The organism is Paraburkholderia sp. RL17-380-BIE-A (genome assembly GCF_046028085.1).
In the GTDB taxonomy this organism is placed as follows: domain Bacteria; phylum Pseudomonadota; class Gammaproteobacteria; order Burkholderiales; family Burkholderiaceae; genus Paraburkholderia.
On the sequence record NZ_JARESQ010000019.1, the window covers coordinates 121,608 to 135,997 of the forward strand.

At 64.2% G+C, this 14,390-nt stretch carries 11 protein-coding genes; 6 read left to right on the forward strand and 5 right to left on the reverse strand.

Annotation, left to right across the window (positions count from 1 at the left end; translation table 11 throughout):
- Positions 1-50 precede the first annotated feature (50 nt).
- From tssJ to tssM, 4 genes are all read left to right on the forward strand, one after another.
- A complete protein-coding gene (gene tssJ / locus P0D68_RS27860; RefSeq protein ID WP_408298073.1) occupies positions 51-551 on the forward strand; it encodes a type VI secretion system lipoprotein TssJ in 501 nt (166 codons plus the stop codon).
- A gap of 12 nt (positions 552-563) precedes the next feature.
- Positions 564-1,910, forward strand: a complete 1,347-nt coding sequence (gene tssK / locus P0D68_RS27865) for a type VI secretion system baseplate subunit TssK (RefSeq protein WP_408298074.1) — start codon at positions 564-566, stop codon at positions 1,908-1,910.
- Between the two features lie 186 nt (positions 1,911-2,096).
- On the forward strand, positions 2,097-3,332 hold the full coding sequence (tssL, locus tag P0D68_RS27870; protein WP_408298076.1) for a type VI secretion system protein TssL, long form: 1,236 nt from the start codon (positions 2,097-2,099) through the stop codon (positions 3,330-3,332).
- 32 nt (positions 3,333-3,364) lie between these two features.
- Positions 3,365-7,393, forward strand: a complete 4,029-nt coding sequence (gene tssM / locus P0D68_RS27875; protein WP_408298078.1) for a type VI secretion system membrane subunit TssM — start codon at positions 3,365-3,367, stop codon at positions 7,391-7,393.
- Positions 7,394-7,506: 113 nt separating this feature from the next.
- On the opposite strand, the gene P0D68_RS27880 is transcribed toward tssM, so the two are convergent.
- The 3 genes from P0D68_RS27880 to P0D68_RS27890 form a co-directional block, all read right to left on the reverse strand.
- Positions 7,507-7,905 carry a copper resistance CopC family protein gene (locus tag P0D68_RS27880; protein WP_408298080.1) on the reverse strand — a complete coding sequence of 133 codons (399 nt, stop codon included), beginning with the start codon at positions 7,903-7,905 and terminating at the stop codon, positions 7,507-7,509.
- Positions 7,906-7,920: 15 nt separating this feature from the next.
- Positions 7,921-8,814 (reverse strand): hypothetical protein, encoded by an 894-nt coding sequence (locus P0D68_RS27885; RefSeq protein ID WP_091793880.1) that lies wholly within the window; start codon positions 8,812-8,814, stop codon positions 7,921-7,923.
- Between the two features lie 104 nt (positions 8,815-8,918).
- Positions 8,919-9,362 (reverse strand): DUF2946 domain-containing protein, encoded by a 444-nt coding sequence (locus tag P0D68_RS27890; RefSeq protein WP_408298081.1) that lies wholly within the window; start codon positions 9,360-9,362, stop codon positions 8,919-8,921.
- 284 nt (positions 9,363-9,646) lie between these two features.
- On the opposite strand from P0D68_RS27890, the gene P0D68_RS27895 reads away from it, so the two are divergent.
- A complete protein-coding gene (locus P0D68_RS27895) occupies positions 9,647-10,999 on the forward strand; it encodes a TAXI family TRAP transporter solute-binding subunit (RefSeq protein WP_408298083.1) in 1,353 nt (450 codons plus the stop codon).
- Between the two features lie 15 nt (positions 11,000-11,014).
- Here the strand turns inward: P0D68_RS27895 and P0D68_RS27900 are convergent, their stop codons facing one another.
- A complete protein-coding gene (locus P0D68_RS27900) occupies positions 11,015-11,854 on the reverse strand; it encodes a ProQ/FinO family protein (RefSeq protein WP_408298085.1) in 840 nt (279 codons plus the stop codon).
- Positions 11,855-12,017: 163 nt separating this feature from the next.
- On the opposite strand from P0D68_RS27900, the gene P0D68_RS27905 reads away from it, so the two are divergent.
- Positions 12,018-12,941, forward strand: coding sequence for a LysR family transcriptional regulator (locus P0D68_RS27905; protein WP_408298087.1), 924 nt, complete (start codon positions 12,018-12,020; stop codon positions 12,939-12,941).
- Here the strand turns inward: P0D68_RS27905 and P0D68_RS27910 are convergent.
- On the reverse strand, positions 12,938-14,314 hold the full coding sequence (locus P0D68_RS27910) for an MFS transporter (protein WP_408298089.1): 1,377 nt from the start codon (positions 14,312-14,314) through the stop codon (positions 12,938-12,940). The two genes, P0D68_RS27905 and P0D68_RS27910, sit on opposite strands and share 4 nt — an antisense overlap.
- Positions 14,315-14,390 lie beyond the last annotated feature (76 nt).

Sequence of the window (14,390 nt, forward strand, 5' to 3'; positions counted from 1 at the left end):
GGGTTGCGTCCTTGCTGCGTTTCTATCGTGCCTCATTTTTGCGTTGCCCAATGCGCCCGTTCGCCACCGTTATTGCCCTCGCCTTTGCATGTGCGCTGACCGCGTGCGCCAGCCGCGATCCGAACACCGCGAAAGAACCCGTCAAGCTCGAACTGTCGGTCGTTGCGTCGTCGGGTGTCAATCCAGACGACCAGAAGCGTGCGGCGCCGATCGTCATACGGGTTTATGAATTGAAAACCGACGCGGCATTCAATTCCGCCGACTTCTTTTCATTGCAGGACAAAGACAGGACAGCCCTCGCGGACGACCTTGTCACGCGCGCGCAATTCCAGTTGCGGCCAGGCGAGAGCAAATTTATCCGGACCAAAACCGATCCCGCCACGACCGTGATCGGAATACTCGCGGCCTATCGGGATCTGCCCAACTCGGTATGGCGCGCGGCCTATCCGCTACCGTCCGCGCCCGATGCGGCGTGGTATCGCGCCTCGCCGAAATTGAAACTGACCATCGATCTTGAACCGAACGCAATCAGGATCACCGAAAGAAAATAGTGGAATAAAAGCATGAGCTGGCATAACAAGGTGGTCTGGAGCGAGGGGCTCTTTCTGCGCCCGCAGCTTTTTCAGCAACAGGAGCGATACCTCGAGCACTATGCGCACAAACGCGCAGCGACGCTCTCGCCGTTTTTCTTCGGCTTCAGTCACTACAGTCTCGATAGCGAAGCGCTGGCGCTCGGCAAGGTGATCGTGAAGTCGGCCAGTGGCGTGTTCGCCGACGGCACGCCGTTCGATATGCCCGCCAGCACGTCGCCGCCCGCGCCGCTCACCATCCGCGCGGAGCACCTGGATCAGGTGATCTATCTCGCGGTGCCCGTGCGTGTGCCGAACGGCGAAGAGACAACCTTCGACAACGCGGCCGACTCGCTCGCGCGCAACACTGTATTCGACACCGAGTTGCGCGACACGAATTCGATCGGACAAGGTCCGAAGACCGTGCAGTTGTCGAATCTGCGCCTGCGGCTCGTGCCGGAGAAGGAATTGACCGATGCATGGATCGGCCTCGCGCTCACTCGCGTCAAGACGATTCACGCGGACAGCAGCATCGCGCTGGACGAGACTTTGATTCCGCCGGTGGCGGGCTTCGGTGCGAGCGAACTGCTCACGAGCTGGCTCGCGAAGATTCACGAACTCACGCGCCTGCGTGCAACCGCGCTCGCAACCCGTCTGACCGGCGCTAACGGCAACGCCGGCACCACAGCGGAAGTCTCCGACTATCTGCTGTTGCAAACGCTCAACCGTTACGAGCCCTTGCTCCAGCATCTACGCCGGGTGCCGGCCACGTCCCCGGCCGATCTTTATGCGCTGCTGCTCTGCATGGCGGGAGAACTGTCGACCTACGTGCGCACCGATAGCCGGCGGCCGCTCGATTCCCATCCGGCTTACCAGCACACCACGCCGCACCTTTGTCTGAAGCCGTTGGTGGACGACACGCATCTACTGCTCAATGCGGTGCTGGTGCGCAGCGCACAGCACATTGAACTAAGAGAGCTGGGACATGGAATGCGCAACGCGGTGGTCGATCCCGTCGACATGCGCGGCTTCACGGCAGTGGTGCTCGCGGTGCAGGCCGCGATGCCGCCCGACCTGCTCCAGCAACAGTTTGCCGCTCAGGCGAAAGCCGGCCCCTCTGAACGGCTGCCCGATCTGGTGCGGGGACATCTGCCGGGCATCGCGCTACAGGCGTTGCCGGTCCCGCCGCGACAGATCCCGTTTAACGCGGGCTTTGTCTATTACGAGTTCGCCCGTGGCGGCCCGTTGTGGGACGAAGTCGCGCGACACGGTGGACTTGCCTTGCATGTCGCCGGCGAATTCCCGTCGCTGAAGCTCGAACTGTGGGGCGTGCGCGGCTAGCACGCATTAGCGGGTACAAGGCAGCGTGAGACGCTAGCGCCTCGAATAACAAGGGGCGACGACAATCCAGAGAGAAAAGGTCAGTCAGTGCATTCAGACGTAGCAAACCGCTCGCGCGAGCGTGACCCATGGCCGGGCGATCAGGGCGGCATACAGGCCGCCGCCTCACATTTCGCGCAGCCAGAAGTGTCTTCCCGAGCCGCGAGCGCGGCGGCGTCCGGCCCGTCGCCTCATCGAGACGCGCCGCCGGGTGAATCGACCGCGGAGCGCCTTGTCGCGATCAGGGCCTCGCGCAACCCGCTGCTCGAAGCGGCCCGCCCTTTGTTGCGCGCGCTGGCGGACCTGCCCGACCCGTTGCAGCAGGACGGGATAGAACAGTTGCGAGTGCTGCTTGAGCAGGAAGTGCGGGCTTTCCAGAAGCTTTGCGATCAGACCAACATCCGGCGCGATCATATGCTCGGTGCGCGCTATTGCCTGTGCACGGCACTCGACGAAGCCGCCATGCAAACGGTATGGGGCAAAGGCGGAGAAACCGGCGTCGAATGGAATACCCATGGACTTGCCACGCTCTTCCACGAAGATCGGCAAGGCGGCACCAAGGTCTATCTGCTGGTCGGGCGGCTGATGAGCGAGTCGCAGGAACATCTCGACCTGCTCGAACTCATCTACCGGATTCTTAGTCTGGGCTTCGAAGGCCGCTACCGCTACGAGGCCGATGGACGACGCAAACATGAAACCGTGCGTCAACGGATCTATAACGAGATCATGCCGCGGCACGGGAGTCTGGCCGTCGCGCTGTCGCCACACTGGCAATCGGATGCGAAGGGCAACCGGGTGTCGTTTTTCGACTTCCCGGTATGGATCACGCTTTTTGTTCTTTCAGTCATCCTGATCGCTCTGTTCGGCTACTTCAAATACGAATTGCTGAACCACAGCGCGGAGGTGCAACAGCAGATCGCCGACATTGGCCGCATGACACCCCCGCCTCCCCCGCGCGCACTGCACCTCAAGGAACTGTTGAAGAACGAGATTGCCGCCGGCACAGTGAGTGTCGACGAAGACGACCATCACAGCTCGGTAACGTTCCGCGGAGATTCCATGTTCCCGCCGGGAGCCGCGGCGGTGAAGAGCGCGATGACGCCACTCATCACCAGGCTCGCGGGCGAAATCGTCAAGGTGCCGGGCAAGATCGCCGTGTTGGGTTACACCGACAATCTGCCGATCCGAAGCCGCCAGTTCGCCTCGAACCAAGCCCTCTCGGAGGAGCGCGCCACGCAGATCATGCAACTGCTTCAGACAGCCGGCGTACCGGCGACGCGCCTCGAAGCCGTAGGAAAAGGTGCCGCCGATCCAGTGGGCGATAACACCACCGTACAGGGCCGCGCGCAAAATCGCCGCGTCGAGATCACGGTCGCGCAATGACGGATCAACCAGGACACTTGGGAAATTCAGGCATGAAGAAGTTGTCGTTTCTGGTATCGCGCCAGTTCCTCGCTCTCGCCGCGCTGCTGGTTATCGCGTTGGTGATCTGGTTTGTGGGTCCGCTGGTGGCGTTCGGCGGCTTGAAACCGCTCGCCCCCGTCGGCATGCGTGTGCTGGTGATAGCACTCATGCTGGCAGGCGTGCTGCTGTGGCTGGCAGGCTGGTCCGCCAGTGTGTTTTTCGTGGCGCTGCTGTGCCTGCTGATCTGGCACGCGTCGCCACTCGTCACGGTCGGCCGCGAACAACCGTTTGTGTCCGCCTCGGCGCGCATGATCGCCATTGCGATATTGCTGGCGATCTCCGTCGTGTATTGGGCGTTCCTGCTCTTGCAAAAAATGCGCAGCGAACCGCAATTCCTCCAAAGCCTGCTCGAATTTGGCCGCAGGAAGGAGGCATCGCCGGCTGCGGCGCAACTGGAAAACGTGCATGCGATCGTCTCGGCGGCGCTCGCGCGTTTGAAAGCCATGCGCACGGGAGCGCGTGGGATCGCGCGTTTGTTTCAGGGCAAACGCTACCTGTATGAACTGCCGTGGTACATCACGCTCGGCGCGCAAGGCTCCGGCAAGACGTCCGCCCTGCTCAATGCCGGACTGCCGTTTCCGCTCGCGGCGCAAATGCAGCGCACTGCCGGTGCTCTCCTTGGCACTGAGTCCGTCGAATGGTGGCTGACCAACGAAGCGGTGCTGATCGATACCGCGGGGCACTACACCTGTCATGGCACCTCGCAAAACGGGCGACCGGCGTCGACGCTCGCTACGGTGACGAGCAAGGCTGCCGACAAGGCGACGGCCACATCAAGGCATGAAGACGCGGCCGCCACGAGCGAAACGGTCGCGTCGCCCGCCGCTAATCATCCGGACTCGAACCGGTTGCACGAAAAAACGGATGCGGACGAATGGCTCGGCTTTCTTGCGATGCTGCGCAAACACCGGCCTCGCGCGCCGATCAACGGCGCGATAGTGACAGTCGAGCTTGCCGCGCTGACGAGTCTCGACGACAACGCGCGCATGGCCGAAGCGGCGGCGTTACGCGCACGTCTTGGGGAATTGCGCGAAACGCTCGGCATCCGCTTTCCGGTCTATCTGGTCGTGACCAAGATGGACCGCCTGAGCGGCTTCAACGAATACTTCGCTTCATTGACGGCCGAGGGACGAGCCCAACCTTGGGGCTTTACGCTGCCCTACGGCAAGGAGTCGCTTGCCGCCCGAGGCATGCGGACGCGCTGCGACGAGGAACTCGGCTTGTTGACAAACCGCCTCGCCGACGGCATCAACACGCGTTTGCAGGACGAATTCGATCCGGCCCGGCGCCGGCAGCTCGTCGCGCTATCCGAAGAGTTTGCGGCACTGTCGCAACCGCTGGGCGAGCTGGTCGAACGCGTGTTCCTCGACTCACGTTACGACGCCACGCAACTTCACGCCACCCTGCGCGGCGTTTACTTCACGAGCGCGATTCAGGCAGGCGACTCGTTGGTCGCCGGGCGGCGCACTATCGCACGGCGGCTGTCGGCATCGCTCGATAGGGTGCCCGGTACGCGCGGTGCCAGGCCGGCGGGCAATCAAAGCTACTTCCTGCACGATCTGCTCACCAAGGTCGTGTTCGCCGAGGCGCAACTGGTGCGTCCCAATCTGCGCTGGGAATTCCGTTTCCGTTTGCTGCGGTTCACCGGCCATGCGCTCGCCGTGCTTCTCTTCGCATGGCTTGCAATCGGCCTGCGGCTCAGCTTCGCGCATAACAGCGACTATCTTTCCCTCATCGGCCGCAAGTCGCAGGCGCTGGCCGCGAAGGTCGCGCAACTCTACAAGGAGCCGAAACCCGACGCGGTCCCCGATACGCTCACCGAAGCGCGCTACCTGCCGACCTTCCCGGGGCTAGACATGGCGGAGCCGGATAGCGCGTTCCGGTTCGGTCTTTATACCGCGCCTGAGGTGGTCGCCGAGAGCCGCCGCACCTTCGACGTGCTCGAAGACAACCTGCTGCTGCCGCCTATTGTGCGGCGTATGGAGAACGTCATCTCCCAAGCGGTGACGAACGAGGATTCGAAGACCGCCTACGACGCGCTACGCGTCTACCTGATGCTCTACGACAAGCCAAAATTCCACGCCGACGACGTGAAAGCCTGGGTGCTTGACGACTGGGCGAACACGGATAGCGCAGCGGTGTTCGGCGGCCGCGCCTCGATGATCGAGCACGTGCAGCAGCTCTTTTCAGGCAGCCGCGTGGTCCAGTCACCGCTGATCCGAAACGATTCGCTGGTGCAGCAGGCCCGCTCGTTTCTCGATGGCAGTAATGCAACCGCGCGTCTGTATGAACGGGCCAGAGCGGCGATGCAGAAAGAGGCGCCCGACGAATTCACCCTGATCCGCGCGGTCGGCCCGCAAGCCGGACTCGTCTTCACGCGGGCGAGCGGCGCGCCGCTGTCGCGCGGCGTGCCGGGACTCTTCACCTTCGACGGCTACCGGCAGCTGTTCGACAAGCGTGTGCCCGAGTTCGTCGAGGCCGCGCGCGACGACGACGCCTGGGTAATGGGCCGCACCTATCTGGGCGAGGCTCAAAAAAAAACGGCTGAGTTCGTCAGCGCGGCGAGCGGCGCCGACGACCCGCTCACGGAGGCTATCCGCCGCCAATATCTGACGGAATACGCGCGACAGTGGGATGCGTTTCTCGGCGACATTCGCACCGTCAACGGGACCAGTCTGCAGTTCGATCTACAGGTGCTGCGCAGCTTCGCAGCACCCGATTCCCCGCTTGCCCGGCTGGCGCGCGCGGCCGTGCGCGAGACCACGCTGACGCAAGCCGTCGCGGCAGCGGACGCCTCCCTGCTGCAAAAGGCCGCCGACCGGCTGAGCCAGAAAACGGATAAGGCGCTCGGCATCCGGGCCTCGGAAATCATCGAACGCGAACTGGTCGATAGTCACTTCGCCGCGCTGCGCGAGGTCGTTACGGGCAATGCGGACGGACAGGCCGCCGTGCAGGCAGGCACGGCGCAAGTGGACAAGACGGGGCTCGACGGCGTGGGGAACCTGCTGAACGACTACTACACGACGTTGACGGTCGCCGACAATGCGCTCGCCAACAACAGCATGCCGCCGGCGAGCGACACGGCGGCCAGACTCAAGATGACCGCCAACACCATGCCGCCTCCGCTTCGCGCCGTGTTGCTGGCGCTGGCGGCGGACGGCTCGCGCGAGGTGAATCAGGGCATCGGCCAGTTACTCTCGCGACAGATGCAGGCGGTAGTCGGCGACACCTGCCGGTTGACGATCGAAGGCAACTATCCGTTCGCGGCGGGCAGCCAGCGCGAGGTGCGTATCGACGACTTCACGCGTGTCTTCGCGCAAGGTGGTGTGATCGACGACTTCTTCGTGAAGACACTCTCGGCCTTCGTGGATACGTCGGCAACACCGTGGCGCTACAAGACGTTGGCCGGCGCGACGGAACCCGTCCAGGGGCCGGAGCTCGAACCGTTCCAGCATGCGAAGGCGATCCGCGACATCTTCTTCGCCGACCCGGATCGGAAACAGCTGTCATGGAAGGCGGAGATCCGGATTCCCGAGATCGATCCGACGATTACCGGACTGATGATCGATATCGACGGTCAGACGACGCTCTATCAGCATGGACCGGTTACGCCGTTCCCGGTGACGTGGCCGGGCACACGCGGCGGGGTGCATGCGGAGGTGACGGCCGAGCCGCGCATCCGGCCGGAGACTTCGACGCTCGCAACGGACGGACCGTGGGCGCTGATGCGACTGGTTCAGAAAGGCCTGGTTGCCGAGACCGCGACACCGGGACGCACACGTGTAGCCTTCGATTTCGACGGCCGCAAGGCTGTGCTCGATATCGCGGGTGCGGGCAGCGTTGCCAATCCGCTGACGAGCGATGTGCTGAAAACGTTCAAATGCCCGAGTTCGATGCCGATGCTCACCCTCACCGACAGCGGACCACCGCCGGGACTGCCGCCGGGGATTCCGGCCGAAGCGACGGGCGCGTCTCATTGATACCGCAAGCGATATCCCAGGCATGCGCATGCGGTCGGCGTCATTGCAACAGAATGATGCGACCGACCGCGCGCCATACCTCGACGGATGACGCAGCGCATCACCGCTTGCCGCTATTTCACATTGAACGCATAGTCGCCGTGCGTGCGATGTCCATCCGACGCCACGGCCACCCAGTGCACCGTATAGTGACCCGCCTCGAGCGGCGGCAGCGGCACGGCGATCAGTGCCGGTTGATGCTCGTCGACCGCGGCTTTCTGCGCGTTGACCTGCTTGCCGCTCGCGTCGGTCACCGTCAGCGAACTGAACGCCGCTTCGAGCGGTCCGTCAAAAATCACCCGCACCTGCGCGGGTGAGGCAACCGTCGCACCGGCTCCGGGTTCCTGCTTCTGCGGGAACACGTGCGCGAAAGCCGCGCTCGCGACTGCGAGACCGGCGAACCACACCGCCAGTTTCGCGGCAGCGAGCCTCGCGTCACCGCGATGGTTGCCGATCGTGCCATTCATGATCATCGTGACTCTCCCGCGTTACTGAAACAAAGGTTTGCCGATCGTGGTCGGCGCAACATCGTCGAAGAAGATGTGCGCCTGGACCAGAATGCCCACGTGCGAGCCGCTTGCATGATTGATCGGGATCTGCGCCTCCACGCCGAACTGCCCATAACGGTTGATCCAGATAAAACCCGGATTGACTGTGCCGGTCGTCTGCCCCTGGCTGCGTGACAGCGGAATCTCCACTAGCGGAATCAGGTTCGCGAGCGGCTGCGGCAGGCCGACATCGCGCACGTGCTGCTGCAGATACGGCAAGCTGTATTGCACCGTGAAGCCGTAGTTGAATGCGTTCGGCTGTCCCGCGCCAGTGGTCAGCGCCGGTCCCGCTTCACCGGTAATGGCGAGCGGACGCAGATACGCGAGCGACTCGGGCAGATCGCCCATGCCCTTGCCCACGTACACGGTCGGCGAGATCGTCGAGAAGTTGTCGGCGATCGCGCGGCTGCCCGTGCCGCCGAGTTCGGCATCCACGCCGATCGAGGTCATGAACTCGTGCGCGTCATTGACATACAGCAGGTACTTCAGGCCGACGCCGAAGTTGTCGAAGCCGTGCGCCCGCGGATTGTTCTGCATCGCATAGGTGCCGTCCACGGACACCGCGAGCCGCGACGTGATCAGCTTGTCGTACTCGAAGTCGAAGGTGTTGATGCTCTGGTCGCCGTTGTCGCCCGGCACGCGTTGATGGCCGAACTGGAGGTTGGCTTCGTCGCCTACGCCGGGGTCGTCGACGGCCATCGTCGACGGAAAGACGCGATTGCCCGCAATCGCGTGGGCACTGGCGAGCGAAGGCGCGCACAACAAAACGCTGGCGGCAGCGACAAGCGCCGCCGCGCGCGGCGGTTTCCCGCTGCGCGTTGTCTGGTTCAGCATGATTCATCCTGTTTCTAGGTCGTGACAAGGCCGGCGCGCGCAGTCGCGATGGACGTGCGGCGGCAGCCGCGATGCACTCGATGCATCGCGCGTGAAGACTCGAATCAGGATGCGAACGGAGGGGCGCGGGGCTGCGCGAAGGTGAGCGGTTCGACACGGCGCACGTTGTCGAAGCGGGTCGCGACGGTGTGCTGTAAAGCACGGACGGTAACGACGAACAGTCCCTCGACGCTCGGCACGACGGGCATGTGGGCGAGCAGGCTGCAATAGCCGCAGGCGTCGCCGTCGGACAGGGTGGAGTGCTGGGTGTGGTCGTTGCCGGGGTGGTCAGGCGTACTGGATGCGACTGGTGACGCGTGCGGCACGTCTTCCTGCATCGTGTCCATGGAGCCCATGGAGGCCATCGAAGGCATATCGCAATGCTCGCCCGCCATGGCGCTTTCAGCGCTGCGTGCGGCCAGCGTGTGCGAGATCGTCGGGGCGAGCGTCGCCATCAGGATCGCGAACAATCCCAGCCAACTGCCGATCTTCCGATAGAAACGACTCACGATGCGCCCGGCGACACGAGGGGAAGCTGTCGCGGATTATGCCACGACGACCCGCGCCTTCCGCTTGCCGGCGCGCCCGTTATGCCGGACATTTCACCGATCCGCTGCGTGGCTGCGGCGCTTCGTTGGACGTCTGGCGTTGGCCGCCCCGCTCCGGCCATTCCGTTTGCATTCACGTCTGGTGCAAACTTTGCCTACGCCCCGTCAATAGAGCAAACTGCCGACGGCAAACAGGGCGCGGACAGTGGACAATGCAATCATCCCGGCCCCGGCACCGAGTCCCCATGAGAGAGCAGCGCCCGCGTCCTCCGCATTTTTCAGGCGTTCAACCCCACGCCGAGTGGCGCGATCACACGTTGCCTTATATCGTCGTGGCCGCGCTCGTCGTGCTGATGGTCACACTGATCGTCTGGCTGGTCGATCCGGCGCCGCCCAAGACGATCACCATGAGCGCCGGCCCGCACGACAGCTCGTTTTTCGTCGCCGCGGAACAATACAGGAAAATCCTTGCTCGCAACGGCATCAAGCTGAACGTGCTGGAGTCCGACGGCTCCGTTCAGAACCTGCAGCGCCTGCTGGACCCGAAGCAACACGTCGACATCGCCTTCGTGCAAGGTGGCGTGGCCGATGGTCTCAACACTGCGTCGCTAATGTCGCTCGGCAGCGTCTTCTATATCCCGGTGGTGGTGTTTTATCGCGGCTCGGGGTTGAGCCAGCTTTCGCAACTGGAAGGCAAACGGATCGCAGTGGGACGTGAAGGCAGCGGCACACGGCTGCTCTCGCTCAAACTATTGGATGCCAATGGTATCGAGCCGGGCGGCGACACCGTACTGGTGCCGACCGACGGCTTGCAGGCCGCCACCCAACTGGTGACGGGCGAAGTGGACGCGGCGATCCTGAACGGCGATTCCGCGACCCGCGGCCTGATGCTGCGCCTGCTCAAGGTGCCCGGTGTGTCGGTCATGAATTTTGCCGAGGCGAGCGCCTATACGCGCCTTTTTCCCTATCTGGACGAGATCGACCTGCCGCCGGGCGTGCTGGACCTGAAACGCACGATCCCGCCTGAAACGGTGCATCTGATCAGTCCGACTGTCGAGCTCGTGGCCCGCAACACGCTGCATCCAGCCATCTCCGATCTGCTGATCGAAGCAGCGCAGGAAGTGCACGGCATGCCGGGCTTATTGCAGCGCGCGGGGCAATTTCCGAGTCCGGTTGCGCGTGAATATCAGATCAGCGAGGACGCGCAGCGTTACTACAGGACGGGCAAAAGCTTTCTCTACCGCACGCTGCCGTTCTGGCTGGCGAGCATCGGCGACCGCACGCTCGTTCTGCTGCTGCCGGTGGCGGTGCTGCTGTTTCCGGCCATGCGGCTGATTCCCGCGCTCTACCGCTGGCGGGTGCGCTCGCGCATCTATCGTTTTTATGGTTCGCTGATTGCGATCGAACGCGGCGCGCTCGCCGATTCGACCGAAGAGGAGCGCAAGCGGCTCTTCGCGGAACTGGATCGGATCGAGGACTCGTTGAACCGGCTGCGCATGCCGCTCGCCTACGCCGACGCGTTCTATGTGCTGCGCGAACACGTCGGATTCGTGCGCAGCCGGCTGGGGGCTGCGTCGCGGCAAGGCAGCCACCCCTAGGCGGGGTGGCGGGTTTTACGCTTCGCGGGTGGCCGGCGTGCTGGCCGGTTCCGTAGCGGCTTCGTGACTTGCTTCGTGAGTGGCTTCACGATCATCCGCCGTCGTATCCGCCGCGCCGGCCTGCGGCTTGTCCGCAACGCCTTCTTGCGAGGCTGCTGCGGCCTGCGTGGTTGCTGCCTCGGCAGTGGCTTGCGCGCCCGCTTCCGCCGCGGCCTCGCCGGTTGCGTTTGCAGTTTCGCTTGCATTCGGGCTCGCCGCGCCGGCCGCCTTCGGCGCGCCCTTGCCCGCCCGATGCGCCTGCAGACGCTGCGCGCCGGAGGCTTCCTGCGCGGTGACCTTGCCTGCCTCGGCGCCCGTCAGATCGACGCGAGCCGCGCCTTCGACGAGACATTTCCAATAACGGCTGCCACGGCACCAGGTCTTGATCGCATCACGCAATTCGGCTTCGCTCAGCGACAGTTCCTTCGCATGCACCATCAGATCTTCAAAAATACCGACCTTGAGCGGCAGCTTGGGCGCCGGATTCTTGGGGAAAGCAACGGGAAAGCGCTTCTGCAGCCGCCCGATCGATTTCACCACCGGGTCCACCGGCTTTGCGTCCACCGCCGGCCTGGCCTCTGCAGCCGGCCTGTCGCCGGGAGCGGCTGCGGGCGCGGCACGGCGCGGCGGCGCGGGCTTGCGGGCAGGCCTCGCGCCCGGCTTGGACGCGTCTTTGGCAGCGGGCTTGGAAGCCTCCTTAGCCGGCCTGGCAGCGTCCTTCGAAGCAGGCTTGGCGCCGGATTTCGCGGCAGGCGCAGCCTCGCGGCGAGCCGCGGCCAATTGCTTCTTCAGTTCAGCGAGTTGTTCGAAACCCATAGCGCACAATCGATCGAGAAAGACGAGATTGTAGCAGCGTAAGGAAAGCCTTTCGTGACGATGCCGCGAGCCGCGCCGCGCGGTGCGGTTAAACTCGATGTTTGCGGCGCTTTGCGCCAATCGCTTTGCGCCAATATCTCGCCCCTTCCCGCCTCCGCGCTTCATGGACCTCAAGCAAATCCAGTATTTCATCGCGCTTTTCGAAGACGGCTCCGTCACGCGCGCGGCGAAGCGGCTCAATATCGTGCAACCCGCGCTCAGCATGCAGATTTCGAAGCTCGAAACCGAATTGCGCCAGAAACTGTTCGAACGCGGCCCGCACGGCATGACGCCGACCGACGGCGCGCGCCAGATGTACCGCCTGTACACGCCGATCATGCGCGACATCGAACGGGCGCGCGACCAGTTGAGCCGGCAGGACGCGATCGTGACGGGGCGCGTGTCGCTCGGCATGGTGTCGTCGGAGGCGGAAAGCGTGCTGCCGGAGTCGCTCGCCAGGTTCAATGCGATGTTCCCGCAGGTCGAAGTGTCGGTCGCCGACGGCTTCAGCGCGCAGTTGATCGACGCGGTCGAAGCCGGCCGGCTGGATGCGGCCATCATCAACAAGCCGCGCGGGCGCCTCACGCTCGACGTGGTGCCGCTGGTCGACGAGGAAATGGTGCTGGTGACGAGCGCCGCGCTCGGCCCCGACCTGCCGCTGGCCGTCGATCTCGCGCAGCTGGCCAGCATCGAACTGGTGCTGCCGACCCGTCGCAACGGCCTGCGCGGCGTGCTGGACGCGGCGTTGCTGGCCGAAGACGTGGTCATCAAACCGAAGTTCGAGATCGATCTGCTGAACACCATCGTGCAGTTCGTCGAACAGAGCAGCGTCGCGACGATCCTGCCGCGCGTGGTGGTTCAGCGCAAGGTCGACGAAGGCGTGCTGTGCGCGCGCACCATCACGTCGCCGCCGATCATCCGGCACATCATCCGCGTGAGCCATCCGAAGCGGCCGATCGGGCCCGCGGCGCACGCGCTGATCGAGATCATCGGCGAGGAGATCCGGCGCGTGACGACGGGCGTGCCGGCCGACCCGTCCGCGAGCTAGACCGCGTCGCGCACCGCGCTCTGCTCGAGCCGGCCGAGCGTCTCCGGCACGACGAAAGCGCCGATCAGGAAAATCACGCTGATTGCCGCGACGAAGATCGCCAGCGTCATCGGCAACTCGCTGGCGTCTTTGGCGACCAGCGAGACGGCGGTCGGCATCATCCCGCCAATGGCGAAGCCGATGTTCCACGAGAGCCCGGTGCCGGTCGCGCGAATCGCGGTCGGGAACCGTTCGTTCAGGAAGATCAGGATTGGCGCGTAGCCCGCGCTGCCGAGCGCGCTGAGAATCACCGCGTACACGCCGATCATGGTGATGCTTTGCGCCGTGGGCAACAGCAGGAACAGCGCGGGCAACGCGAACAGGCGAATCACGCCGAGCCAGATGAAAGCGCTCTTGCGGCCGATGAACGTGCTCAGATGCCCAGCCGCCACCGACGCGATCACCACCGCCACGCTGCAAATCAGCAGGATCGCCGCCGCGGCGCCGTTCGGCGCATGGCTCACCACCTTGAGAAAGGTCGGCAGATAACCCGAGGTCAGGTAATAGCCGCTGCCGCCGCCGACGGTGAGCAGCAGGTTGACGAACAGGATCGAGCGATAGTCGCGGGAAAACAGCGTGCGCACCGGCGAGCGGACGATTTCGACCGGCGCGTCGAGCTTCTGCGCCGCGGCCTTGGCGGCCTTTTCGGCGGCGAGCTTTTTCCACAGCGGCGATTCTTCCAGACTGCTGAAGACGAACAGGCCCAGCACCGAGCTGATGATGCCGGTGAAGAACATGCAGCGCCAGCCCCATACCTCGAACGCCGCGCCGGGGAACAGCGCCGACATCGCCAGATAGGTGAGCGAGGCGAGCAACGCGCCGAGGCCGGCTCCCCCGCCGCCGATCAGCCCCGACACCGCGCCGCGATACTTCGGCGTGACCGATTCGGTGCCGATGGTATGCGTCGAGGCCACCACACCGCCCACGAACACGCCCTGCACGAGCCGCAGCACGAGGAACAGGATCGGCGCGACGAGGCCGACCTGCGCAACGGTTGGCAGCAGGCCGAAGGCGGCGGTGGAAAGCCCTACGCCGACCACCGCGATGATCATCGCGCCCTTGCGTCCATGGCGATCCGCGTACGAGCCGAACCATGCCGAACCGAGCGGGCGCATCAGCAGCGTCACGGCAAACGACGCATAGACCGCGGCGAGCGAGAGCATCGCGTGCTCGGAAGGGAAGAACAGCCGGCCGACCACCGGCGCGACGAACAACAACACGAACAGATCGAACAGATCCAGTGCCCAGCCGAGGCACGAGGCCATTACCGCACCCATCACTTGCCGCTGATCTACCGCGGGCAAGGCGGCGCCATTTTGCGCTGCTACGGACATCGTCATCTCCTTGACTATCTGCGGGCCGTCTTTCGATCGTCCGCGTTTGAGGCACGCTCTAATGCGCGTGCTCTTG